The following is a 21,806-nucleotide window of genomic DNA, read 5'->3' on the forward strand; positions in this document are numbered from 1 at the left end:
CTACGCCCTGTGGGAGGCGCTTTAGCGGCGACAGTCGCGGCTAAAGCCCCTCCCACGGAGCCCGACTTTATTCCTCGCTGCCTTCCTCGGCATCGGCGACTGGTGCTTCGGCGCTTTCGGCGCTTTCGGCGACTTCAGCGCCCTCTTCGCCTTCGACCAGCTCGTCCTCTTCCACCGGAGTCGGCTCCTGCACACGCTCCAGGCCAACCAGGGTCTCGTCCTTGGCCAGCTTGATCAGGGTCACACCCTGAGTATTACGGCCGGAGCTGGAGACTTCGTCGACACGGGTACGCACCAGGGTGCCCTGGTCGGAAATCAGCATGATTTCCTCGCCGTCCTGCACCTGGATGGCGCCGACCAGCTTGCCGTTACGCTCGCTGGTGACCATGGCGATCACGCCCTGGCCGCCACGACCGCGACGCGGGAACTTGCCCAGGCCGGTACGCTTGCCAAAACCACGCTCGGAAGCGGTGAGAATCTGCGCGCCAGACTCCGGAATCAGCATGGAGATCAGTTGCTGATCCTTGCCCAGGCGCATGCCGCGCACACCGCGGGCGGTACGACCCATGGTGCGCACCTTGCTCTCGGCGAAGCGCAGCACCTTGCCGGCGTCGGAGAACAGCATGACTTCCTTGGCGCCGTCGGTAATGGCGGCAGCGATCAGGGTGTCGCCCTCTTCCAGTTTCAGTGCGATCAGACCGGCGCTGCGCGGACGGCTGAACTGCACCAGCGGGGTCTTCTTCACGGTACCGAATGCGGTGGCCATGAAAATGAAGGCGCCAGTCGGTTCGGCGACCAGCTCAGGGGTTTCACCCTCGACTTCTTCGACCTCTTCGGCCTCGACCACTTCAACGGCTTCGCCTTCGATCACCACACCGTCGTCGTCCAGGTCTTCGTCGGCACCGGCGCTCTGCTGCAGCGCTTCGAGGTCGATCTGCAGCATCGCGGTGATGCGCTCGCCCTCATCCAGCGGCAACAGGTTGACCAGCGGGCGACCGCGCGCGGCGCGCGAAGCCTCGGGAATCTCGAAGGTACGCAACCAGTACACCTTGCCCTTGCTGGAGAACAGCAGCAGGGTCGCGTGACTGTTGGCGACCAGCAGGTGCTCGACGTAGTCCTCGTCTTTCACCCCGGTGGCCGACTTGCCCTTGCCACCACGGCGCTGCGCCTCGTAGGCGGCCAGCGGCTGACTCTTGGCGTAGCCACCGTGGGAGATGGTGACGACGCGCTCTTCTTCGGTGATCAGGTCGGCAATGGTCAGATCCAGGCGCGAGGCGACGATCTCGGTGCGACGAGCATCACCGAACTCGGCCTTGACCTTCTCCAGCTCCTCGCGGATGACTTCCATCAAGCGCTCGGGGCTGGTCAGGATGCGGATCAGCTCGCCGATCAGGCTGAGGATTTCCTGGTACTCGGCCAGCAGCTTCTCGTGCTCCAGGCCGGTCAGGCGGTGCAGACGCAGCTCGAGGATGGCCTGGGCCTGTTCCGGCGACAGGTAGTACTTGCCGTCGCGCAGGCCGAACTGTGCATCCAGACCTTCAGGACGGCAGGAGTCGGCACCGGCGCGCTCGACCATGGCCTCCACGGCGGACGATTCCCAGGCCGTGGCGATCAGGCGCTCCTTGGCCTCGGCAGGAGTCGGCGAGGCCTTGATCAGCTCGATCACCGGATCGATGTTGGACAGAGCTACCGCCTGGCCTTCGAGGATGTGGCCACGCTCACGCGCCTTGCGCAGTTCGTAGACGGTACGACGAGTCACCACTTCGCGGCGGTGACGGATGAACACCTCGAGCATGTCCTTGAGGTTCATGATCTTCGGCTGACCGTCGACCAGCGCCACGACGTTGATACCGAACACGCTCTGCATCTGGGTCTGGGCGTACAGGTTGTTCAGCACCACGTCCGGCACTTCGCCACGACGCAGTTCGATCACCACGCGCATGCCGTCCTTGTCGGACTCGTCACGCAGTTCGGTGATGCCTTCGATCTTCTTCTCTTTGACCAGCTCGGCGATCTTCTCGATCAGACGCGCCTTGTTCAGCTGGTACGGCAGCTCGGTGACCACCAACTGCTGGCGACCGCCGACCTTGTCGATGTCCTCGACCTCGACGCGGGCGCGGATGTAGATGCGCCCACGGCCGGTACGATAGGCCTCGATGATGCCGGCACGGCCGTTGATGATGCCCGCGGTGGGGAAATCAGGGCCGGGGATGTACTGCATCAGGTCATCGACGGTCAGCTCGGCGTTGTCCATCAGCGCCAGGCAGCCGTCGATTACCTCGGTGAGGTTGTGCGGCGGGATGTTGGTGGCCATGCCCACGGCGATACCACTGGAGCCGTTGACCAGCAGGTTCGGCACCTTGGTCGGCATGACCGCCGGGATCTGCTCGGTGCCGTCGTAGTTGGGCACCCAGTCGACCGTTTCCTTCTCCAGATCGGCCAGAAGCTCATGCGCCAGCTTGGTCATGCGCACTTCGGTGTATCGCATGGCTGCGGCGTTGTCGCCGTCCACCGAACCGAAGTTGCCCTGGCCGTCGACCAGCAGGTAGCGCAGGGAGAAGTCCTGTGCCATACGTACGATGGTGTCATACACCGCGGTGTCGCCGTGCGGGTGGTATTTACCGATCACGTCACCGACCACGCGGGCGGATTTCTTGTAGGGCTTGTTCCAGTCGTTGCCCAGCTCGCTCATGGCGTAGAGCACACGACGGTGTACCGGTTTCAAGCCATCGCGCGCATCCGGCAGCGCACGCCCGACGATCACGCTCATCGCGTAGTCGAGGTAGGACTGTTTCAGCTCGTCTTCGATATTGACCGGGAGGATTTCTTTGGCCAGTTCGCCCATGAGAAGCCTGGTTCCTTTTTTCTGGTGAAACTCCGCGTCATTCTTCCTGAACGCCATGGAGCTCGTCGCGATAGCCTCAAGCCATCAGCGACTCACGACAAATCAACGAGTTATGTCACGATTCGATGCAGTGAAGGTGGCTGTAGTCAGCCCCCTTGAAAACTGCCGGAGATTACCACAAAGCGCGCCACACACCTACCCCGCGAACCCTCATCGAGAACCGAAGCTGGCGCGACGAAAACAGGCGAAACGACCGGCCTGCAGGAGCTGATGCACGACCAATGAGAGCAAAAGCTTCGCCCCGGGGGACGGGGCTCCTACAGCGAGTAAGCTGCTGCCCGATCAGCTCAGTGCAAACGCTTGCGGCACATCAACTGCGCCAGCTTGGCGCTGTCGGGACGTTCGATCACGCCTTTCTCGGTCACGATGTAGTCGACCAAATCAGCCGGCGTCACATCGAACACCGGATTGACAGCATGCACATCCGCTGCAACCCGATGCCCCGCCACCTCCAGCAGCTCTCGACCATCGCGCTCTTCGAGCAGGATGTCTTCGCCGCTTTCCAGGCTCATGTCGATGGTCGAGCTGGGCGCCACCACCATCAGACGCACGCCATGGTGCATGGCGTTGACCGCCAACTGGTAGGTGCCGATCTTGTTGGCCACATCACCATTGGCCGTAATGCGGTCAGCCCCGACTATCACCCAGGTGATGCCCTTGGTTTTCATCAGGTGAGCGGCAGCGGCATCGGCATTGAGGCTGACCGGCACGCCGTCGCCAGCCAATTCCCAGGCAGTCAGACGCGCCCCCTGCAGCCAGGGGCGGGTTTCATCGACATAAACCTGCTCGACCAAGCCTTCCAGATACGCCGCGCGGATCACCCCGAGCGCCGTACCAAAGCCGCCGGTAGCCAGCGCACCGGCATTGCAGTGAGTCAGCAGCACCTGCGGATTGCCCTGATGCTTGCGAATCAGCTCCATACCCAACTGCGCCATGGTCAGGTTGGCCTCACGGTCGCTGAGATGAATCCCCACCGCCTCGGCCTCCAGCAGCGCCAGGATGTCGTCGCCATCCTTGAGCCTCGCCAGGCGCTCACGCATACGCTGCAGGGCCCAGAACAGGTTTACCGCAGTGGGGCGCGAGCGCTCGAGACAAGCAAAATCAGCCTCCAGCTCCTCGCGCCAGTCACCACCAGCCAGCAGCCGAGCACGAACACCCAACACCAGGCCATAGGCAGCAGCGATGCCGATAGCCGGCGCGCCGCGCACCACCATGTCGCGAATCGCGTCAGCCACCTCGGTGGCAGAATCGAAACGCAACCAGGTCTGCCGATGCGGCAGCAGGCGCTGATCGAGCAGGTACAGCGCACCATCGCGCCACTCGATTGCCTGAACCTTCTCCACCGCCAGCAATTGCTCGCGCATCGCGCACTCCATCTGTCACCGCCAAAAAGTCGCGGATTATACGCAGACCGACTGAGGCCAGCCGAACAATCCGGCACCCCCTCACGACTTCAAGCTACGCGCATTCATCTATACACTGGCGCCCTTCCTCGCATCGATCAAGCCAGACGGACAATCCCCCATGCCCGAAGCCCCTCTCGACCTGCTGCTCCTGCCCACCTGGCTGGTGTCCGTTGAGCCGGCCGGGGTGGTACTGCGCGACCATGGTCTGGGCATCCGTGACGGACGCATCGCGCTGATCGCACCGCGCAGCGAAGCCATGCGCCACCCGGTAGCGGAGGTGCGAGAGCTGCCGCAATGCCTGCTCGCCCCCGGCCTGATCAACGCCCACGGCCACGCCGCGATGACGCTTTTGCGCGGCATCGCCGACGACCTTCCACTGATGATCTGGCTGCACGAACATATCTGGCCCGCCGAAGGCAAGTGGGTCGACGAGGATTTCGTTCGCGATGGCACCGATCTGGCCATCGCCGAACAGATCAAGGGCGGCATCAGCTGCTTCTCAGACATGTACTTCTACCCGCAGATCGCCGCCGAACGCGTGCACAAGGCCGGCGTGCGCGCGCAGATCACCGTTCCCGTGCTGGACTTCCCGGTACCCGGCGCACTCAACGCTGCCGAGGCGCTACGTACGGGCCTGCAACTGTTCGACGACCTCAAGCAGCACCCGCGCATCCGCATCGCGTTCGGGCCGCACGCGCCTTACACCGTCAGCGACGACAAGCTCGAGCAAATTCGCGTGCTGGCTGACGAGCTGGATGCCGGCATTCATATGCATGTGCACGAAACCGCGCAGGAAGTGGCCGAAGCCGTCAGCAAGCACGGTGAACGCCCACTGGCGCGCCTGGCTCGTCTCGGCCTGCTCGGCCCGCGCTTCCAGGCGGTGCATATGACGCAGATCGATGACGAGGATCTCGCGCTGCTGGTGGAGCACAACTGCAGCATCGTGCATTGCCCCGAATCCAACCTCAAACTGGCCAGCGGCTTCTGCCCGGTCGAGCGCCTGTGGCAGGCCGGCGTCAACGTCGCCATCGGCACCGATGGCGCCGCAAGCAACAACGATCTCGACCTGCTCGGCGAAACCCGCACCGCCGCCCTGCTGGCCAAGGCCGTCGCCGGCTCCGCCACAGCCCTGAACGCTCACAGTGCCTTGCGCATGGCCACCTTGAATGGCGCCCGCGCACTGGGGCTGGAAACACAGATCGGCTCGCTGGAACCAGGCAAGCTGGCCGATGTGGTCGCCTTCGACCTTTCCGGCCTGGCCCAGCAACCGATCTACGACCCGGTATCGCAGCTCATCTATGCCAGCGGCCGCGACTGCGTGAAGCATGTGTGGGTTGGCGGCAAGCAGCTGCTGGACGACGGCCGCCTGACCCGCATGGACGAAAGCGAACTGATCGCCAAGGCCAGGGAATGGGGAGCCAGGATTGCCAAAAGGTAGCCCGGATGAAATCCGGGAAGAATGCAGCCGCCCCGGATTGCATCCGGGCTACGCTGACGAAACGACTGCGACAAACTGACATACATTGAACGAACCCGCGCCGCCCCACGCCCGTTCTTAAACTGGCAACATAGCGGCGATACGCTTTCCCTGCTTTGAAAGAGATGCTTATGAGCAACGTCGACCGCGCCGAAATCGCCAAATTCGAGGCCCTGGCACACCGCTGGTGGGACCGCGAAAGCGAGTTCAAACCCCTGCACGACATCAACCCGCTGCGCGTCAACTGGATCGACGAACGCGTCAGCCTGGCTGGCAAACGGGTACTGGACGTCGGTTGTGGCGGTGGCATCCTCAGTGAGGCCATGGCCCAGCGCGGCGCAACGGTGATGGGCATCGACATGGGCGAAGCGCCGCTGTCGGTCGCCCAGTTGCACCAACTGGAGTCCGGCGTCGAAGTCGACTACCGGCAGATCACCGCCGAAGCGCTGGCCGAGGAAATGCCAGGCCAGTTCGACGTCGTCACCTGCCTGGAAATGCTCGAGCACGTGCCCGATCCCTCTTCGGTCATCCGTGCCTGCCACAGGCTGGTCAAACCCGGCGGTCAGGTGTTCTTCTCCACCATCAACCGCAACCCCAAGGCGTACCTGTTCGCGGTGATCGGCGCTGAATACATCCTGCGCCTGCTACCGCGTGGCACTCACGATTTCAAGAAGTTCATCCGCCCCTCCGAACTGGGCGCCTGGAGCCGCGCAGCAGGGCTGGAGGTCAAGGACATCATCGGCCTGACCTACAACCCGCTGACCAAGCACTACAAGCTGGAAGCCGACGTCGACGTCAACTACATGATCCAGACGCTGAGGAAAGACTGATGCGTTTGCGCGCTGTACTGTTCGACATGGACGGCACCCTGCTTGACTCGGCGCCGGACTTCATCGCCATCACCCAGGCCATGCGCGCCAAACGCGGCCTGCCGCCACTGGCCGACAAGACCATACGCGACCAGGTATCCGGTGGCGCACGCGCCATGGTCGCCTGCGCCTTCGATGAAGACCCGGACTCCGCCGCCTTCGAAGCCCTGCGCCAGGAATTCCTGGAGCGCTACCAGCAACACTGCGCCGTCTTCACCCGCCCTTTCGAGGGCATCGAAGCCCTGCTCGACGACATTGAACAGGCGCGCCTGTTGTGGGGCGTCGCCACCAACAAACCGGTGCGTTACGCCGAGCCGATCATGCAAGGTCTGAATCTGGCCGAGCGCTCGGCAGTGCTGGTCTGCCCCGACCATGTCGAGCAAAGCAAACCCGCACCGGACATGCTGCTGCTCGCCTGCCAGCAGATGGGCGTCAAACCCGAGGAAGTGCTGTTCATCGGTGACGACGCGCGCGACATCGAATCCGGCCGCGCCGCCGGCTGCCGCACGGCGGCGGTGACCTACGGCTATATCCACCCCGAGGACAACCCACGCAACTGGGGCGCCGACGTGGTCGTGGACCACCCCCAGGAACTGCGTGCGGTGCTCGATCGCGCTCTGTGCAGTTGCTGATCGCGCAGGGCGGGTGAAACCCGTCACTCTCCAATTTGGCGGGCTTCACCCGCCCTACCCTCAAGAGTTCTCCGAAGGATCCTCACATGTTCGACTACACCGCCCGCCCAGACCTGCTCAAGGATCGCGTCATCCTGATCACCGGTGCCGGCCGCGGTATCGGCGCAGCCGCCGCCAAGAGCTTCGCCGCCCACGGCGCCACGGTGCTGCTGCTGGGCAAGACCGAAGCCAACCTGAGCCAGGTTTATGACGAAATCGAGGCAGCTGGTCACCCGCAGCCGGTGGTGATTCCCTTCAACCTGGAAACCGCCCTGCCGCACCAGTACGACGAACTGTCGGTGATGATCGAGAACGAGTTTGGCCGCCTCGATGGCCTGCTGCACAATGCCTCGATCCTCGGTCCGCGCACGCCACTGGAGCAACTGTCCGGCGACAACTTCATGCGTGTGATGCACGTGAACGTCAACGCCATGTTCATGCTCAGCAGCACCCTGCTGCCGCTGCTCAAACTGTCGGAGGACGCCTCCGTCGCCTTCACCTCCAGCAGCGTCGGCCGCAAGGGCCGCGCCTACTGGGGCGCCTACGCGGTATCGAAATTCGCCACCGAGGGCCTGATGCAGGTCATGGCTGACGAACTGGACGGCATCGCCAACGTGCGCGCCAACAGCATCAATCCGGGCGCGACCCGTACCGCAATGCGCGCCCAGGCCTACCCGGGGGAAAACCCGGCGACCCGCCCACTGCCGGAAGAGATCATGCCGCTTTATCTCTACCTGATGGGCCCGGACAGCAAGGGCGTCAACGGCCAGGCGTTCGACGCCCAGTGATTACCTGTCATGGCCTGCCGCCAGTCAGCGGGCCATCGCCGACAAAAATCCGCCACTGACCTTGCCAGGCGGCAGCACATTGCCAGTATCACCGTCAGGCAACCGGCAAGCACTTACCGATCAGCACTTTAAAAAACATCTAAGTGACTGACTTCACAAGACTTTAATCCAAATTGAACCACCTGGCACGAAATTCGCTCTAACCCTCTCGTCGCACCATCAGCGCCAGAGGTTCAGCTCCATGGTTCCCCCCAGCCAGTCCAACACCATCGATTTCGACGCCGCCAAGCTGCAGCGTCTCGGCTTTGCCGGCAGTCGCAATTTGCCGCTAAAGCCCGCCAGCCTGATAGAGCTGCGCCACCAATTGAGTCTGCAACTGCAGACCAGCCTGGACGTGGAACGAATCCTCACTCTGTTCTTTCGCGAGGTGCAGCGCCTGGTGCCGCTCGATGCACTGGCTTTCCAGCATCCGTCGCACGACCTGCGCCTCGAGCTGGGCGAGCGCGCCCCCCACTCGGCCGGCTATCGCCTGAGCCATGAGGGGGAATACCTGGGCGAGCTGATTTTCCGCCGCAAGCAACGCTTTGCCGAAGACGAACTGATCCAACTGGAGGCGCTGCTGGCGAGCCTGCTGTTCCCGCTGCGCAATGCCCTGCTCTACCGTACCGCGCTGCAAAGTGCGCTGCGCGACCCACTGACCGACACCGGCAACCGCATCGCCATGGACCAGGTGCTGCAGCGCGAGGTGGATCTGGCCCGCCGCAATCTGCAACCGCTGTCGCTGCTGATGCTCGACATCGACCACTTCAAGAGCATCAACGACAACCATGGCCACACGCTTGGCGACGAAGTACTGAAAGCGGTCGCTCAGACCCTGAAGAACCAGTTGCGCAATATCGATATGGTCTTTCGCTACGGTGGTGAGGAGTTTCTGGTGATTCTCTCCGGCACCAACCGCGAGGGCGCTGCGCTGGTAGGCGAGCGTTTGCGCTTTGCAGTGATGGAGCTGCAATGCCTGGATGCCGGCCGCGCCATCGACGTTTCCATCAGTCTGGGCTGCTCCAGCCTGTTGCCGGGCGAGTCCGCCGAAAGCCTGCTACGCCGCGCCGATAACGCGCTCTATGTGGCCAAGCGCGAAGGCCGCAATCGCCTGTCCATGGCAGGCTGAGAGGCCGCCCTGTGTAGCCCGGATGAAATCCGGGAATGCTCTGAAGGCAATGGCTCACTACATCCGGGACAGCAGAATGAAAAAAGGGACTCCGCGGAGTCCCTTTTTCGTATCTCAGCGCTTGCGGCCGAAACCGGGGCGCTGGCCATCACCGGCGGGCGGACGCTTGCCGGGCGTTGCCGGACGCGGCTTGCGCGCCGGACGCTCGGACAACTCGACGGCCGGGCGCGGCTGACGCTTCTTCACATCGCTCGGACGCTCCGCTACCGGCGTGCCGCGACCGTTTTCACGACGCTCGCCACTGTCCTTGCGCGGGCCTCGCGGCGCGCGCTGCTCACCATCCTCGCGGCGCGGTGCACGGCTCGGGCGAGCATTTTCTGCGCCTGCCTGGTCCTTCGCCGGGCGCAGCACACGCTTACCGCGCACCTCCACCGGTTTGGCGGACTTGCGCTGCAGGCGGTCGAGCTTCTCGCGGGTCTTTTCCTTCATCGCTGGCAGCGCCTGCGGGGTCAGGCCCACTTCGGCACTGAGAATGTCCACTTCACGCTGGTCCATCTCGCGCCAGCGACCCATGGTCAACTCGGACGTGAGGAACACCGGACCAAAACGCACGCGTTTCAGGCGACTGACCACCAGGCCCTGGGACTCCCACAGGCGACGCACCTCGCGGTTACGCCCTTCCATCACCACGCAGTGATACCAGTGGTTGAAGCCCTCGCCACCAGGCGCTTCCTTGATGTCGGTGAACTTGGCCGGACCATCTTCGAGCATTACGCCGTTCTTGAGGTTCTCCAGCATTTCCTCGGTCACTTCGCCCCGTACACGCACCGCGTATTCGCGGTCCATCTGGTAGGACGGGTGCATCAGGCGGTTGGCCAGCTCGCCGTCAGTGGTGAACAGCAACAGACCGGTGGTGTTGATATCGAGGCGACCGATATTGATCCAGCGGCCCTCTTTCGGACGCGGCAGGCGATCGAATACGGTGGGGCGACCTTCCGGGTCGTCACGTGTGCAGATCTCGCCGTCCGGCTTGTTGTAGATCAGCACGCGGCGAACCGAACCGGTGATTTCTTCGCGCTTGAGCAAGCGGCCATCGAGGGCGATGGCGTCGTTGGCATCGACACGCTGCCCCAGGGTCGCCGCAGCACCATTGACCTTGACCCGACCCTCAGTGATCCAGGTCTCGATCTCGCGACGTGAAGCAAGCCCGAGGCGGGCCAGGACTTTCTGCAGTTTCTCGCCTGCAGGACGCGGTTGTTCGTGCTCAGTCATCTTGGGCACCTCCCGGTGTAGTAGTTGATGATCGAAGGGCGCGCATCATACGCGCTGTAGAGCCCATAGGGTAGACGATACTGCGGCATTCGCCTGGTAGAAGCAGTAACACGGCACCGGATCGCAGGAGCCCCTCCCCGGGGCGAAGCTTTTGCGCACAAGCCTTGTACTATCGACGTCCCCGCCATTCGCCTCGAGACGCGGCTCCTACACGGATGGGCGCTCAATACTTGCGCCTCCCGGTCGCCTCCAGCGCAAGCAAGCGCATATCGGCCTCGGCCAACAGCGCCAGGCGCTCACTCTTGTCCAGGCGTGTCCAGCCTTTGATTTCCTCACGACTGCGGCCACAGCCCAGGCAGATATCGCGTTCGAACTCACAGACCTTGATGCAGGGACTCTTGCTCACTGGATCGCCTCGAACAGAAAGAATCGAATGCGCGCAGGATAAGGGCCTGAAACCGGCAAGAGAGATTGAAGTATTCGATACCCGGCTTAAACGCTGTCAATGCAACGATTCATCGCCGTCCAGGTCGGCCAGATCGTCTTCGACCGCTTCATCCTCTTCGTCCTCTACCAGACGCAAGTCATCGAAGTCGGTCTTGAGCCCCTGCTCCATGTCGTCCAGCTCGGCCAGCAGGCTGCGGAAGCTGGTTTCCTCACGCGGCTCGGCAGCTTCGCCGTCTTGCTGCAAGGCCAGATCGGCACGCGCCTGCAGGCCTGCCGGCACTTCGGCGTCATCATCCAGCCCCAGTTCAGGCTCCGGTTCCAGCTCGCGCAGGGCGGCCAAGGGCGGCAGTTCATCGAGGCTTTTCAGGTTGAAGTGATCGAGAAAACCCTTGGTGGTGGCGAACATCGCCGGGCGCCCCGGCACGTCGCGATAGCCCACCACGCGAATCCACTCGCGCTCCAGCAGGGTCTTGGTGATGTTACTGTTGACCGCCACGCCGCGCACGTCCTCGATCTCGCCACGGGTGATGGGCTGGCGATAGGCGATCAGCGCCAGGGTTTCCAGCAGTGCACGGGAATAACGCTGCGGGCGCTCCTCCCAGAGCCGGCCGACCCAAGGCGCGAAGCGCTCGCGCACCTGCAGGCGGTAACCCGAAGCCACTTCTTTCAACTCGAAGGCGCGCCCTTCGCAGGACTGACGCAGGAGTTCCAGCGCAGCCTTGAATTGCTCGGGCTCGGGCCGTTCGCCCTCTTCGAACAGCTCGAAGAGACGCTCGAGCGACTGCGCCTTACCAGAAGCCAGCAGAAAGGCCTCGAGCAATTGGGCCAGGTCTTTGGGGTCGTTCAGGTTCATTCGGCACGGGCTCGGACGTGGATGGCGGCGAAGGGCTCATTCTGCACCAGCTCGACCAGGGATTCCTTGATCAATTCGAGCACCGCCATGAAGGTCACCACCACGCCAAGCCGGCCCTCTTCGGCGGCGAACAGCTCGACGAAAGGCACGAAAGCACCGCCCTTGAGGCGCTCCAGCACTTCACTCATGCGCTCGCGGGTGGACAGCGCCTCGCGGGTGACCTGGTGGCTTTCGAACATGTCGGCGCGGCGCAGCACCTCGGCCATCGACAGCAACACTTCCTCCAGGCTGACGTCCGGCAACAGCTTGCGTGCGCGGGCTTCGGGCGCATCCAGTTTCGGCACGGTCAGGTCGCGGCCGACGCGCGGCAGTTCGTCGATACCTTCGGCAGCGGCCTTGAAGCGCTCGTACTCCTGCAGGCGGCGGATCAGCTCGGCACGCGGGTCGTCTTCCTCCTCCTCGGCCTCGGTCGAGCGCGGCAGCAGCATGCGCGACTTGATCTCGGCAAGCATGGCAGCCATGACCAGGTATTCGGCGGCCAGCTCCAGGCGCACCGTATGCATGAGTTCGACATAGCCCATGTACTGCTTGGTGATCTCGGCAACGGGGATATCGAGGATGTCGATGTTCTGCTTGCGGATCAGATACAGCAGCAAGTCCAGCGGTCCCTCGAAAGCTTCGAGGAAGACTTCCAGGGCATCCGGAGGAATGTACAGGTCCAGCGGCAGCTCGGTGACCGCCTCACCATAAACCAGGGCGAACGGCAGTTCCTGCTGGGCGCCGGCCTGACTGTCCATGGTTGGTATGGCGGGCTCACTCATCGACTGACGCTCCTTCAACGATAATTCAGGCCCATGGCCATGCGTACTTCGGCCAAGGTTTCACGCGCTTCGTCACGCGCGCGTTCAGCGCCTTCGGCGAGGATGCTGCGCACCAGGTCGGGGCTGTCCTCATAATCAATGGCCCGCTGCTGCAGGGGCGTCAGCTCACTCTGCAAAGACGAGCACAGCGCGCTCTTGCAGTCGAGGCAACCAATCGAGGCGCTGCGGCAGCCTTCCATGACCCAGTGCAATTGCTCGTCAGCGGAATACAACTGGTGCAGCGGCCAGACCGGGCAGCGTTGCGGCTCACCCGGATCGTCACGGTGCACCCGAGCTGGATCGGTAGGCATGCGCCGCAGTTTTTCCTCGAGCTCGGCATCACTATCGCGCAGGAATATCGCGTTGCCGCTGGACTTGGCCATCTTCTGTCCGTCCAGACCAGGCACCCGCGAAAACTCGGCAAGAATCGGCTGCGGCTCGCTCAAAATCACCTTGCCATCACCTTCCAGGTAGCCGTACAGGCGCTCCTGATCACCGAGGGTGATGCTGCTCTGCTCCTTGAGCAAGGCCCGCGCCGTCTCCAGCGCCTGTGCATCGCCCTGTTCCTGATAGGCCTTGCGCAGGTTGCTGTAGAGCTTGCCGAGCTTCTTGCCCAGCTTGCCGACGGCGGCTTCGGCCTTGCGCTCGAAATCCGGCTCACTGCCGTAGAGATGATTGAAGCGGCGCGCCACTTCACGGGCAAATTCGATGTGGGGGAGCTGATCGGCACCGACTGGCACCTGCCCGGCGCGGTACAGCAGAATATCTGCCGCCTGCAGCAACGGGTAACCGAGAAAGCCGTAAGTGGACAGGTCCTTGCCACTCTGATGCTCCTGCTGCTCCTTGTAGGACGGCACGCGCTCAAGCCAACTGAGCGGGCAGATCATCGACAGCAGCAGATGCAGCTCGGCATGTTCCGGCACCTGCGACTGCACGAACATTGTCGCGGAGCTTGGGCTTACGCCTGCAGCCAGCCAGTCCACCGCCATATCCATGACGTGCTGGGAAAGCTGGCCTGCATCGGCGTATTCGGTGGTCAGGGCATGCCAGTCGACGATACAGAAGAAGCAATCGTACTCATGCTGCAACCTGACCCAGTTTTTCAGCACACCGTGGTAGTGCCCGAGATGAAGACGACCGCTCGGACGCATCCCTGACAGCACCCGACGTTCGGAGTCGTTAAGGCTCAAACCGTTCTATCCAAAATCCAGACAAGGCCACGGAGTATAGGGCAGCTACATCCACAACGGAAAAGACGGTGTCAGAGATCGTTGAACGGCGTCGGGTCGCCGCAACCGACGCGCAGAACTTCCGGGCTGTCGTCAGCAAGATTGACCACGGTGGACGCTTCCAGCCCGCCAAAACCACCGTCGATGATCAGGTCGACATGGTGTTCGAGAATCTGGCGCATTTCGTAAGGGTCGGACATCGGCAGCTCGTCGCCCGGCATGATCAGGCTGACGCTCATCAGCGGCTCGCCCAATTGCTCCAGCAAGGCCAGCGCTATCGGATGGCTGGGTACGCGGATGCCGATGGTGCGACGCTTGGGGTGCAGCAGCATCCGAGGTACTTCGCGGGTGGCATTGAGGATGAAGGTGTAGGGACCCGGGGTGTGATTCTTCAACAGGCGGAAGGCCGCAGTGTCGACCTTTGCAAACAGCCCTATCTGCGAGAGATCGCGGCAAACCAGGGTGAAGTTGTGCTTGTCGTCGAGCTGACGCAGGCGACGAATGCGCTCTACCGCATTCTTGTCACCGATCATGCAGCCCAGCGCATAGGAGGAGTCGGTCGGATAGACCACCACGCCGCCGCCACGAATGATTTCCACGGCCTGTTTTATCAGGCGTGCCTGTGGGTTTTCCGGGTGAACCTGGAAAAATTGACTCACACTTGCTCCCAGCTCATGAAGTGACAGCGGATGGCTGTGCATGTTCGAAGCGCTCCCAGAGCGCAGTCAGGTCATCAGGCAACGGGCGATACATGCCCAATTCGGACCAGTCGCCAGGCGCATGGAAATCGCTGCCGACACTGGCCATCAAGCCGAACTCGCGCGCCAGAATCGCCAAACCTCCGACTTGTTCAGCAGGCTGCATGCCATTGACCACCTCCAGGGCATGACCGCCAGCCGCCGCGAAATCGGCCACCAGACGTCGACGCTTACTGCGAGTAAAGTCGTACTGCCACGGATGCGCCAGGCTGATCCAGGCTCTGGCCGAACGCAGGGTGGCGATGGTTTCCTCCAGCGTAGGCCAGTGCTGCTTGACGTCACCCAATTTTCCCGAGCCCAGCCACTTGCGAAACGCCTCGGCGCGATCACGCACATGGCCGGCGCGCACGAGAAATTCGGCGAAATGTGGCCGGGCCGGCGCATTGCCGCTATCGCCCAGCTCCTGCTGAACAGCCCGCGCGCCCTCCAGAGCGCCTGGCATACCTTTGGCCGCGAGGCGTCGGTCGATTTCTTCAGCACGCTGCCAACGTCCATGGTGCAAGGCATCGATGGCAGCACACAGCGCCGGCGCCTCGCGCTCGAAGGCATAGCCCAACACGTGGATGGTCGCTCCACCCCAGGTGCAGGAAAGCTCGATGCCATTGATCAGTTGCATATCCAGAGCCGCTGCTGCGCGGCCTGCTTCATCGAGCCCTTCCAGGGTGTCGTGATCGGTCAGTGCCAGCAGCCGCACGCCACGCTCGTGCGCCCGGGCCACCAGTACGGCGGGGGCCAGGGCGCCATCGGAGGCGGTGCTGTGGCAGTGCAGATCGACAATCATGGCGGCGCTTTCGTTGAGATTGATGTTTGTTATTATGCCCCACATCCGCGCCAAGGCTGTTACCGCGTGGCGAAAATGCTTCATCCCTCCCCGCTTCGACCCTAAATAAGGATTGAGATGCTCTACGCCATCATCGCCACCGACGTCGAAAACTCCCTGGAAAATCGTCTGGCCACCCGCCCTGCTCACCTCGCTCGTTTGGAGCAGTTGAAGCAGGAAGGTCGCCTGCTGCTGGCCGGCCCGCACCCGGCCATCGACAGCAATGATCCAGGCCCGGCGGGCTTCAGCGGCAGCCTGGTGGTTGCCGAGTTCGACTCCCTTGAAGCTGCCCAACAATGGGCCGATGCCGACCCGTACCGCACAGCCGGCGTGTATGCCAACGTTTTGGTCAAACCCTTCAAGAAAGTACTGCCCTGACGAAGTGCCACCCACGCTGCTTTCGCACACAAGGAATCGCGATGCGCTCGATCCCGCTGTCCCTGCTGGTCACCGTGATGCTGACCTGTGCTTCGGCACAGGCAGAAGAACAACCCGCTCAGCCGTCTGTCCCGGCAGCCACGCTCGACAGCCAGGTGTTGGAACAGCGCCTGGCGCAGAGTGAGCAACTGCGCAATGAGCAGGAAGCGAGCAGCGCCGTGCAATTGCAGCGCCTACGCCAGGAAAATCAGCGCCTGCGCTTGCAGCTCAAGGAGAGCCAGGCGCAGGCTCAACCCCGGCTGCTCAGCGAGGAACAGACCTGGTTCGCCCTGGGCGCCGCCCTGAGCCTGATCTCGATGCTATTCGGCGTCCTGTTGCGTGGCTCTCGCAAGACTCGTCGCGAGTGGATCAACTGAGCCATGAACCGCCTGCTGCTGATCGATGATGACCAGGAACTCTGCGAACTGCTTACTCGCTGGCTGACCCAGGAAGGTTTTCAGGTCACCGCTTGCCACGAAGCCGGCGGCGCGCGTCATGCACTTGCCGCACAGACGCCTGATGCGGTGGTGCTGGATGTCATGCTGCCAGACGGCAGCGGCCTGGAGTTACTCAGGCAATTGCGTGGCGAGCATCCGGACCTCCCGGTACTGATGCTCTCCGCCCGCGGTGAACCGCTGGATCGCATCATCGGCCTGGAGCTGGGCGCCGATGACTACCTGGCCAAGCCCTGTGACCCTCGCGAGCTGACCGCACGCCTGCGTGCCGTTCTGCGCCGCACCGTGCCCGCACCGGCCAGCAGCCAACTGGAGCTGGGCGATCTCAGCTTCAGTCCCAATCGCGGGGTGGTCAGCATTGGCGAACATGACGTTCCCCTGACGCTTTCCGAAAGCCGCCTGCTCGAAGCCCTGCTGCGCCAACCCGGCGAGCCGGTGGATAAACAGGCATTGGCGCAACTCGCCCTGGGCCGCAAATTGACCCTGTATGACCGCAGCCTGGACATGCACGTCAGCAACCTGCGCAAGAAGATCGGCCCGCACCCGGATGGCCGCCCACGCATTCTCGCCCTGCGCAGCCGCGGCTATTACTACGCGCAGTGAGTGCTCCCTGGCGCAGCGTAAATAACCCGCAACATTGCCTTTACCCAAGCTTTACCCACAGCTGACTGCCCTTGACCTTGACCGCCGCATAATGAGCCCATCCGGTACTTACCGGCCTCGGAACCTGTTTACGACCTGCTGCGCGTCGGCCCTGCTGCGTTGAAAACAGACTCGGAATGCTCATGTACAACAGTACACTCCGCTTCCTCGTTTGTTTTCGCCTTGCATGACTCTAGCTCGCTAGATCGTAAAACAGGTTCTCAAGACAAGGAGAATCACCATGCGCAAGACCCTTACCGCCCTGCTGCTCGCTGCCACCCTGCCGACCCTGGCATTCGCTATGCCCATGCATGACGGCGGCCCTCGCCACCATGATCGCGACCATGGCATGTTCAAGGAGCTGAACCTGAGCAAGGAACAGCGCCAGGAGTTTCGCAAACTGATGGGCGAACAGATGAAGACCCATCGCGACATCACCAAGCGCTACCTGGACAAGCTGCCGGAAGCCGAAAAGCAGGCCATGAAGAAGGAACTGGACAAAGCCCGCGCCGACCAGCACAAGGCCCTACGTGACCTGCTCAACCCCGAGCAGCAGAAAGCCTTCGACGAGCACCAGAAGAAAATGGAAGCTCGCCGCGCGGAAATGGCCGAATTCAAGGCCTGGAAGGCCGAGAAGGACAGCAAAGGCAACTGATCGACGCCCCCTAGACCCGCCGCCGCGCTCCCTGAGCCCGGCGGCTTTTGCATGAGGAATAACCGTGCGTTCACTGTTCTGGCGCATTCTGGCGACCTTCTGGCTGGGCATCGCTCTGGTGGCCGCTCTGTCGCTGCTGCTTGGCCGCGCCCTGAATCAGGACGCCTGGATTCTGAGCCTGCACCCGGGCCTTGATGATCTCGATAGCAAGTGGGTCAAGCGTTATGAACAGCAAGGGCCAGCAGCCGCCCAGGACTTTCTCGAACAGCGCAAGCGCAAGTACCGTATCGACACCCAGGTGCTTGGCGAGAGTGGCCAGCAACTGGTCAAAGGCACCTTTCCGTCCCGTGCCGCCGCCTTCGAGGCGCGTCACGGCGACGACCGTCGCTTGCCATGGCGGCGCCTGACCGCCGAATACACCAGCCCGGAAAGCGGCGAAAGCTACCTGTTCATCTACCGTATTCCACACCCGGAGCTAGCAGCCTGGCACCGTGGCAGCCTGTTCTGGCCACTGAGCGCCATCGTCATCGCCCTGGTGGTGCTAACGCTGTTCAGCCTGATGCTGACACTGTCGATCACCCGCCCGCTGGATCGCCTGCGCGGTGCCGTACATGATCTCGGCCAGACCGCCTACCAACAGAACAGCCTGGCTCGTCTGGCCACGCGCCGCGACGAGTTGGGCCTGCTGGCCAAGGACTTCAATCGCATGGGCGAGCGACTGCAAGGCTTGATCGGTAGCCAGCGCCAGCTGCTACGCGATGTTTCTCACGAACTGCGCTCGCCCCTGGCGCGCCTGCGTATTGCACTGGCACTGGCGGAGCGCGCCGATGCTGCGGAACGAGAAAGGCTCTGGCCTCGTCTGAGTCAGGAGTGTGATCGACTGGAAGCACTGATCAGCGAAATTCTTGCCCTGGCCCGCCTGGACGCTGACCCGGGTGCCGCGCAGCCCGTCGATCTGGCCGCCCTGCTCGGCAACCTGCAGGAAGACGCTCACCTGACCGCCCCGCAACAACGGCTGCAGATCGATCTCGACCCACGAGCACGCCTGGAAGGCTGGCCAGACATGCTCGAGCGCGCGCTGGACAACCTGCTACGCAATGCCTTGCGTTTCAGCCCAGCGGATCAACCTGTCCTCATCAGCGTGCAAAGCCAGGGGCACAGCGTAACGCTGAGCGTGCGCGATCACGGACCTGGGGTCGCCAGCGAATACCTGGGGCAACTGGGTAAACCGTTCTTCCGCGCACCGGGCCAGAATGGCTCCGGCCATGGCCTCGGCCTGGCCATCGCACGCCGGGCGGCGCAGCGTCACGGTGGTGAACTGCTGCTGAACAACCACCCGGAAGGGGGCTTCATCGCCACGCTCAGCCTGCCGGCAAAACAGCAGGCAAGCTGAATCGACACGCGATCAGCCCTCCCAGGCGCTGACGAAGTCTTCGACGATGACTTCTGGCGCTCGCCGCAGCTCACGCTCCGGTGTACCCAGGTAGAGATAGGCGATGATCTGCTCGTCCGCCGCCAGGCCCAGACCTTTGGCGACATGGGCGTTGTAGGCCATGTCGCCGGTACGCCAGACGGCACCGATACCCTGAGCATGGGCGGCCAGCAGCATGCCGTGCGCGGCACAGCCGGCTGCGATCACCTGCTCGGAGGCGGGCACTTTGGGGTGAGCCTGAACCCGGGCGATCACCACCACCAGCAACGGCGCGCGCAGCGGCATGCCACGTGCCTTGTTCAGCGCCTCCGGCGCAGCCTGCGCATCGGCGACCTGCAAGGCCTCGGCGAACAGCTCGCCCATGCGCTCACGCGCCTGCCCCTCTACCGTCAGAAAACGCCACGGCCGTAGCTGACCATGGTCAGGCGCACGCAGGGCCGCGCGAAACAGCATCTCGCGCTGCGTCGCATCCGGAGCTGGTTCGACCAGGCGAGGCACGGAAACACGGTTGAGTAGAGCGTCGAGGGCATCCATCGGCCACCTCCAAAAACAAAGATGGCGCATTCTCAATGCTGCAAGCTGCAAGCTGCAAGCTGACCAATGCACGGAGCGGATGTCAGAAGCCTGTCGAGCAGTAGCCCGGATGCAATCCGGGGATCGCTGGCCCCGGATTGCATCCGGGCTACCCGCTAACCTGCAGCCGCCATCAGGCTACCCGGTCAGGCGATATCACCGGTTGCACTGGCGGAGTGAGCGGCGGCAGACCGTAAGCCTTGCGCGCATCGTCGCAACGCGGGTTGTGCTCACCGTTCGCCCATGACGCTTCGAACTCGCGGCAGCTACTCGAGCGCTGTTCGTACATGGTGCAACGTACACCGCAACCGACGTCGCCCAACAGTTGCGTGCAACGTGCCGGTTTGCTCTCCGTGCCACGCATGGCGACGTAGTGGGGGCTGATCTGGATGACCTGCTCGTCCGGAACGCTACCGCCCGCGGATTGGCACTCGCCCCAGAAGAAGGACACACGAAAAAACGCGCAGCAGGCGCCGCACGTAAGGCAGGGATTAGCTTCGGACATTTGAGGAGAACTCGGAAACCGACGGACGTCGGCAGCTGGCGGCTATTCTATGCACGGCCATGCGCTTGTAAAGCCCCCCACCGTTGCGGTTTACAGCCGCTCGTGCGCAGGTAGAATGGCGCATTTTCCAACCCGCCAGAGCCCTCTACATGGCCTTGCCGACGCTGCGCATCATCGGTTTCATCATCGGCATATTCCTGATTACCCTGGCGATCAGCATGGCCATCCCCATGCTGACCCTGCTGATCTTCGAGCAACCTGAAGATCTCAATGCCTTTCTCTGGTCAAGCCTGATCACCCTGATCGCCGGGCTCGCACTGGTGATTCCCGGCCGGCCGCAGAACGCTCAGTTACGCCCGCGTGACATGTACCTGCTGACTACCGGGAGCTGGACCTTGGTCTGCAGCTTCGCCGCGCTGCCCATGATGCTGATCGCCCATATCAGCTACACCGACGCTGTGTTCGAAACCATGTCCGGCATTACCACTACGGGCTCCACCGTACTGACCGGGCTGGATGACATGTCGCCCGGCATTCTGATCTGGCGTTCCATGCTGCAATGGCTGGGCGGCATCGGCTTCATCGGCATGGCCGTGGCGATTCTGCCGCTGCTGCGCGTGGGTGGTATGCGCCTGTTCCAGACCGAATCCTCGGATTGGGGCGAAAAGGTCATGCCACGCTCGCACATGGCCGCCAAGTACCTGCTGCTGGTCTACCTGGCCCTGACCGGATTCGGTTTCCTGGCCTACTGGATCGCCGGCATGTCACCTTTCGACGCCATCAACCACGCGATGACCTCGATCTCGACCGGCGGCTACTCCACCTCGGATTCATCGTTGGCCAACTGGCAGCAACCGGCCGTGCACTGGACGGCAGTCGTGCTGATGCTACTCGGCGGCATGCCATTCATGCTCTATGTCGCCTTCGTTCGCGGCAATCGCCAGGCGCTGTTCAAGGACCATCAGGTTCGCGGCTTCATCGGTTTTCTACTGCTGACCTGGCTGGTATTCGGCACCTGGCTGTGGATCAACTCGGACCATGCCTGGCTCGACGCCGTTCGCATCGTCGCAGTGAACGTCACCTCGGTGGTCACCACCACCGGCTTCGCCCTCGGCGACTACACCACCTGGGGCAGTTTCGCCGTGCTGCTGTTCTTCTATCTGACCTTCGTCGGTGGCTGCTCCGGCTCGACATCGGGCGGCCTTAAGATCTTCCGTTTCCAGGTTGCCTACGTGCTGCTCAAAGCCAACCTGATGCAACTGGTGCATCCACGCGCCGTGATCAAGCAGCAGTACAACAGCCACAACCTGGATGAAGAGATCGTACGCTCGCTGATCACCTTCTCCTTCTTCTTCACCATCACCATTGGCGTACTGGCTCTGGCCCTGACCCTGGTCGGCCTCGACTGGGTCACTGCGCTGACAGGGGCCGCTACCGCGGTGTGCAACGTCGGTCCGGGGCTTGGCCCGATCATTGGCCCGGCCGGTAACTTCGCCAGCCTGCCGGACTCGGCCAAATGGATGCTCAGTGCCGGTATGTTGCTTGGCCGCCTGGAAATTCTGACCGTACTGGTGCTGGTCACCCGTAGTTTCTGGAAACACTGA

General features: G+C 62.8%; 22 protein-coding genes. 11 read left to right on the forward strand and 11 right to left on the reverse strand.

The features are described 5' to 3' along the window. Positions 1-67 precede the first annotated feature (67 nt). Together gyrA and mtnA are read right to left on the reverse strand one after the other, a co-directional pair. On the reverse strand, positions 68-2,845 hold the full coding sequence (gene gyrA, locus GV002_RS01445) for a DNA gyrase subunit A (RefSeq protein WP_160016731.1): 2,778 nt from the start codon (positions 2,843-2,845) through the stop codon (positions 68-70). Between the two features lie 347 nt (positions 2,846-3,192). Next, entirely contained in the window at positions 3,193-4,269 is a 1,077-nt protein-coding gene (gene mtnA / locus GV002_RS01450; RefSeq protein WP_160016732.1) for an S-methyl-5-thioribose-1-phosphate isomerase, read from the reverse strand. Between the two features lie 160 nt (positions 4,270-4,429). Here mtnA and GV002_RS01455 point away from each other — a divergent pair, with 160 nt between their 5' ends. The 5 genes from GV002_RS01455 (at position 4,430) to GV002_RS01475 (ending at position 9,284) form a co-directional block, all read left to right on the forward strand. Next, entirely contained in the window at positions 4,430-5,749 is a 1,320-nt protein-coding gene (locus GV002_RS01455; RefSeq protein ID WP_160016733.1) for a TRZ/ATZ family hydrolase, read from the forward strand. 170 nt (positions 5,750-5,919) lie between these two features. Then, positions 5,920-6,618 carry a bifunctional 2-polyprenyl-6-hydroxyphenol methylase/3-demethylubiquinol 3-O-methyltransferase UbiG gene (gene ubiG / locus GV002_RS01460; protein WP_143508853.1) on the forward strand — a complete coding sequence of 233 codons (699 nt, stop codon included), beginning with the start codon at positions 5,920-5,922 and terminating at the stop codon, positions 6,616-6,618. Next, on the forward strand, positions 6,618-7,289 hold the full coding sequence (gene mupP / locus GV002_RS01465; protein WP_160016734.1) for an N-acetylmuramic acid 6-phosphate phosphatase MupP: 672 nt from the start codon (positions 6,618-6,620) through the stop codon (positions 7,287-7,289). The genes ubiG and mupP overlap by 1 nt, the downstream gene beginning before the upstream one ends. Positions 7,290-7,375: 86 nt before the next feature. Continuing rightward, on the forward strand, positions 7,376-8,116 hold the full coding sequence (locus tag GV002_RS01470) for a YciK family oxidoreductase (protein ID WP_125878914.1): 741 nt from the start codon (positions 7,376-7,378) through the stop codon (positions 8,114-8,116). A 241-nt stretch (positions 8,117-8,357) separates the two neighbouring features. Continuing rightward, positions 8,358-9,284 (forward strand): GGDEF domain-containing protein, encoded by a 927-nt coding sequence (locus tag GV002_RS01475; protein WP_160016735.1) that lies wholly within the window; start codon positions 8,358-8,360, stop codon positions 9,282-9,284. Positions 9,285-9,398: 114 nt separating this feature from the next. Here the strand turns inward: GV002_RS01475 and rluB are convergent, their stop codons facing one another. The 7 genes from rluB to GV002_RS01510 form a co-directional block, all read right to left on the reverse strand. Beyond that, complete coding sequence (gene rluB, locus GV002_RS01480) at positions 9,399-10,556, reverse strand: 23S rRNA pseudouridine(2605) synthase RluB (RefSeq protein WP_160016736.1); 1,158 nt, start codon at positions 10,554-10,556, stop codon at positions 9,399-9,401. A gap of 223 nt (positions 10,557-10,779) precedes the next feature. Further along, complete coding sequence (locus tag GV002_RS01485; protein ID WP_160016737.1) at positions 10,780-10,962, reverse strand: DUF1289 domain-containing protein; 183 nt, start codon at positions 10,960-10,962, stop codon at positions 10,780-10,782. 96 nt (positions 10,963-11,058) lie between these two features. Continuing rightward, positions 11,059-11,856 (reverse strand): SMC-Scp complex subunit ScpB, encoded by a 798-nt coding sequence (gene scpB, locus GV002_RS01490; RefSeq protein ID WP_160016738.1) that lies wholly within the window; start codon positions 11,854-11,856, stop codon positions 11,059-11,061. Then, positions 11,853-12,551: a segregation and condensation protein A gene (locus tag GV002_RS01495; protein WP_178094574.1), complete on the reverse strand. Its 699-nt coding sequence runs from the start codon at positions 12,549-12,551 to the stop codon at positions 11,853-11,855. The genes scpB and GV002_RS01495 overlap by 4 nt, the downstream gene beginning before the upstream one ends. Before the next feature lie 140 nt (positions 12,552-12,691). Continuing rightward, positions 12,692-13,906, reverse strand: a complete 1,215-nt coding sequence (locus GV002_RS01500; RefSeq protein ID WP_160016740.1) for a tryptophan--tRNA ligase — start codon at positions 13,904-13,906, stop codon at positions 12,692-12,694. A gap of 71 nt (positions 13,907-13,977) precedes the next feature. Next, complete coding sequence (locus GV002_RS01505; protein WP_160016741.1) at positions 13,978-14,604, reverse strand: L-threonylcarbamoyladenylate synthase; 627 nt, start codon at positions 14,602-14,604, stop codon at positions 13,978-13,980. A gap of 13 nt (positions 14,605-14,617) precedes the next feature. Next, positions 14,618-15,484 (reverse strand): PHP domain-containing protein, encoded by an 867-nt coding sequence (locus GV002_RS01510; RefSeq protein ID WP_160016742.1) that lies wholly within the window; start codon positions 15,482-15,484, stop codon positions 14,618-14,620. Positions 15,485-15,601: 117 nt separating this feature from the next. On the opposite strand from GV002_RS01510, the gene GV002_RS01515 reads away from it, so the two are divergent. From GV002_RS01515 to GV002_RS01535, 5 genes are all read left to right on the forward strand, one after another. Continuing rightward, a complete protein-coding gene (locus GV002_RS01515) occupies positions 15,602-15,901 on the forward strand; it encodes a YciI family protein (protein ID WP_003460961.1) in 300 nt (99 codons plus the stop codon). A 41-nt stretch (positions 15,902-15,942) separates the two neighbouring features. Next, positions 15,943-16,317: a translation initiation factor 2 (IF-2, GTPase) gene (locus GV002_RS01520; protein WP_160016743.1), complete on the forward strand. Its 375-nt coding sequence runs from the start codon at positions 15,943-15,945 to the stop codon at positions 16,315-16,317. 3 nt (positions 16,318-16,320) lie between these two features. Continuing rightward, entirely contained in the window at positions 16,321-16,998 is a 678-nt protein-coding gene (locus GV002_RS01525) for a response regulator transcription factor (RefSeq protein ID WP_160016744.1), read from the forward strand. 280 nt (positions 16,999-17,278) lie between these two features. Continuing rightward, complete coding sequence (locus GV002_RS01530) at positions 17,279-17,692, forward strand: periplasmic heavy metal sensor (protein ID WP_160016745.1); 414 nt, start codon at positions 17,279-17,281, stop codon at positions 17,690-17,692. 64 nt (positions 17,693-17,756) lie between these two features. Then, positions 17,757-19,085 carry a sensor histidine kinase gene (locus GV002_RS01535; protein ID WP_160016746.1) on the forward strand — a complete coding sequence of 443 codons (1,329 nt, stop codon included), beginning with the start codon at positions 17,757-17,759 and terminating at the stop codon, positions 19,083-19,085. A gap of 12 nt (positions 19,086-19,097) precedes the next feature. On the opposite strand, the gene GV002_RS01540 is transcribed toward GV002_RS01535, so the two are convergent. Both GV002_RS01540 and GV002_RS01545 read right to left on the reverse strand, forming a co-directional pair. Further along, positions 19,098-19,658, reverse strand: coding sequence for a nitroreductase family protein (locus GV002_RS01540; protein ID WP_160016747.1), 561 nt, complete (start codon positions 19,656-19,658; stop codon positions 19,098-19,100). A 172-nt stretch (positions 19,659-19,830) separates the two neighbouring features. Beyond that, entirely contained in the window at positions 19,831-20,202 is a 372-nt protein-coding gene (locus tag GV002_RS01545) for a YkgJ family cysteine cluster protein (RefSeq protein WP_037002400.1), read from the reverse strand. 149 nt (positions 20,203-20,351) lie between these two features. On the opposite strand from GV002_RS01545, the gene GV002_RS01550 reads away from it, so the two are divergent. Continuing rightward, complete coding sequence (locus tag GV002_RS01550) at positions 20,352-21,806, forward strand: TrkH family potassium uptake protein (protein ID WP_160016748.1); 1,455 nt, start codon at positions 20,352-20,354, stop codon at positions 21,804-21,806.

Origin of the sequence: Pseudomonas sp. 8O, from assembly GCF_902506495.1 — a bacterium.
Taxonomy (GTDB): domain Bacteria; phylum Pseudomonadota; class Gammaproteobacteria; order Pseudomonadales; family Pseudomonadaceae; genus Aquipseudomonas; species Aquipseudomonas chaetocerotis.

What these genes read in the sequence shown, in the direction of transcription:
- GV002_RS01550 (WP_160016748.1), top strand. Translation starts at nt 20,352, where the DNA reads ATGGCCTTGCCGACGCTGCGCATCATCGGTTTCATCATCGGCATATTC.
- GV002_RS01510 (WP_160016742.1), bottom strand. Translation starts at nt 15,484, where the DNA reads ATGATTGTCGATCTGCACTGCCACAGCACCGCCTCCGATGGCGCCCTG.
- GV002_RS01530 (WP_160016745.1), top strand. Translation starts at nt 17,279, where the DNA reads ATGCGCAAGACCCTTACCGCCCTGCTGCTCGCTGCCACCCTGCCGACC.
- GV002_RS01545 (WP_037002400.1), bottom strand. Translation starts at nt 20,202, where the DNA reads ATGTCCGAAGCTAATCCCTGCCTTACGTGCGGCGCCTGCTGCGCGTTT.
- GV002_RS01540 (WP_160016747.1), bottom strand. Translation starts at nt 19,658, where the DNA reads ATGGATGCCCTCGACGCTCTACTCAACCGTGTTTCCGTGCCTCGCCTG.
- ubiG (WP_143508853.1), top strand. Translation starts at nt 5,920, where the DNA reads ATGAGCAACGTCGACCGCGCCGAAATCGCCAAATTCGAGGCCCTGGCA.
- mupP (WP_160016734.1), top strand. Translation starts at nt 6,618, where the DNA reads ATGCGTTTGCGCGCTGTACTGTTCGACATGGACGGCACCCTGCTTGAC.
- GV002_RS01455 (WP_160016733.1), top strand. Translation starts at nt 4,430, where the DNA reads ATGCCCGAAGCCCCTCTCGACCTGCTGCTCCTGCCCACCTGGCTGGTG.
- GV002_RS01520 (WP_160016743.1), top strand. Translation starts at nt 15,943, where the DNA reads ATGCGCTCGATCCCGCTGTCCCTGCTGGTCACCGTGATGCTGACCTGT.
- GV002_RS01475 (WP_160016735.1), top strand. Translation starts at nt 8,358, where the DNA reads ATGGTTCCCCCCAGCCAGTCCAACACCATCGATTTCGACGCCGCCAAG.
- mtnA (WP_160016732.1), bottom strand. Translation starts at nt 4,269, where the DNA reads ATGCGCGAGCAATTGCTGGCGGTGGAGAAGGTTCAGGCAATCGAGTGG.
- rluB (WP_160016736.1), bottom strand. Translation starts at nt 10,556, where the DNA reads ATGACTGAGCACGAACAACCGCGTCCTGCAGGCGAGAAACTGCAGAAA.
- GV002_RS01515 (WP_003460961.1), top strand. Translation starts at nt 15,602, where the DNA reads ATGCTCTACGCCATCATCGCCACCGACGTCGAAAACTCCCTGGAAAAT.
- gyrA (WP_160016731.1), bottom strand. Translation starts at nt 2,845, where the DNA reads ATGGGCGAACTGGCCAAAGAAATCCTCCCGGTCAATATCGAAGACGAG.
- GV002_RS01470 (WP_125878914.1), top strand. Translation starts at nt 7,376, where the DNA reads ATGTTCGACTACACCGCCCGCCCAGACCTGCTCAAGGATCGCGTCATC.
- scpB (WP_160016738.1), bottom strand. Translation starts at nt 11,856, where the DNA reads ATGAACCTGAACGACCCCAAAGACCTGGCCCAATTGCTCGAGGCCTTT.
- GV002_RS01525 (WP_160016744.1), top strand. Translation starts at nt 16,321, where the DNA reads ATGAACCGCCTGCTGCTGATCGATGATGACCAGGAACTCTGCGAACTG.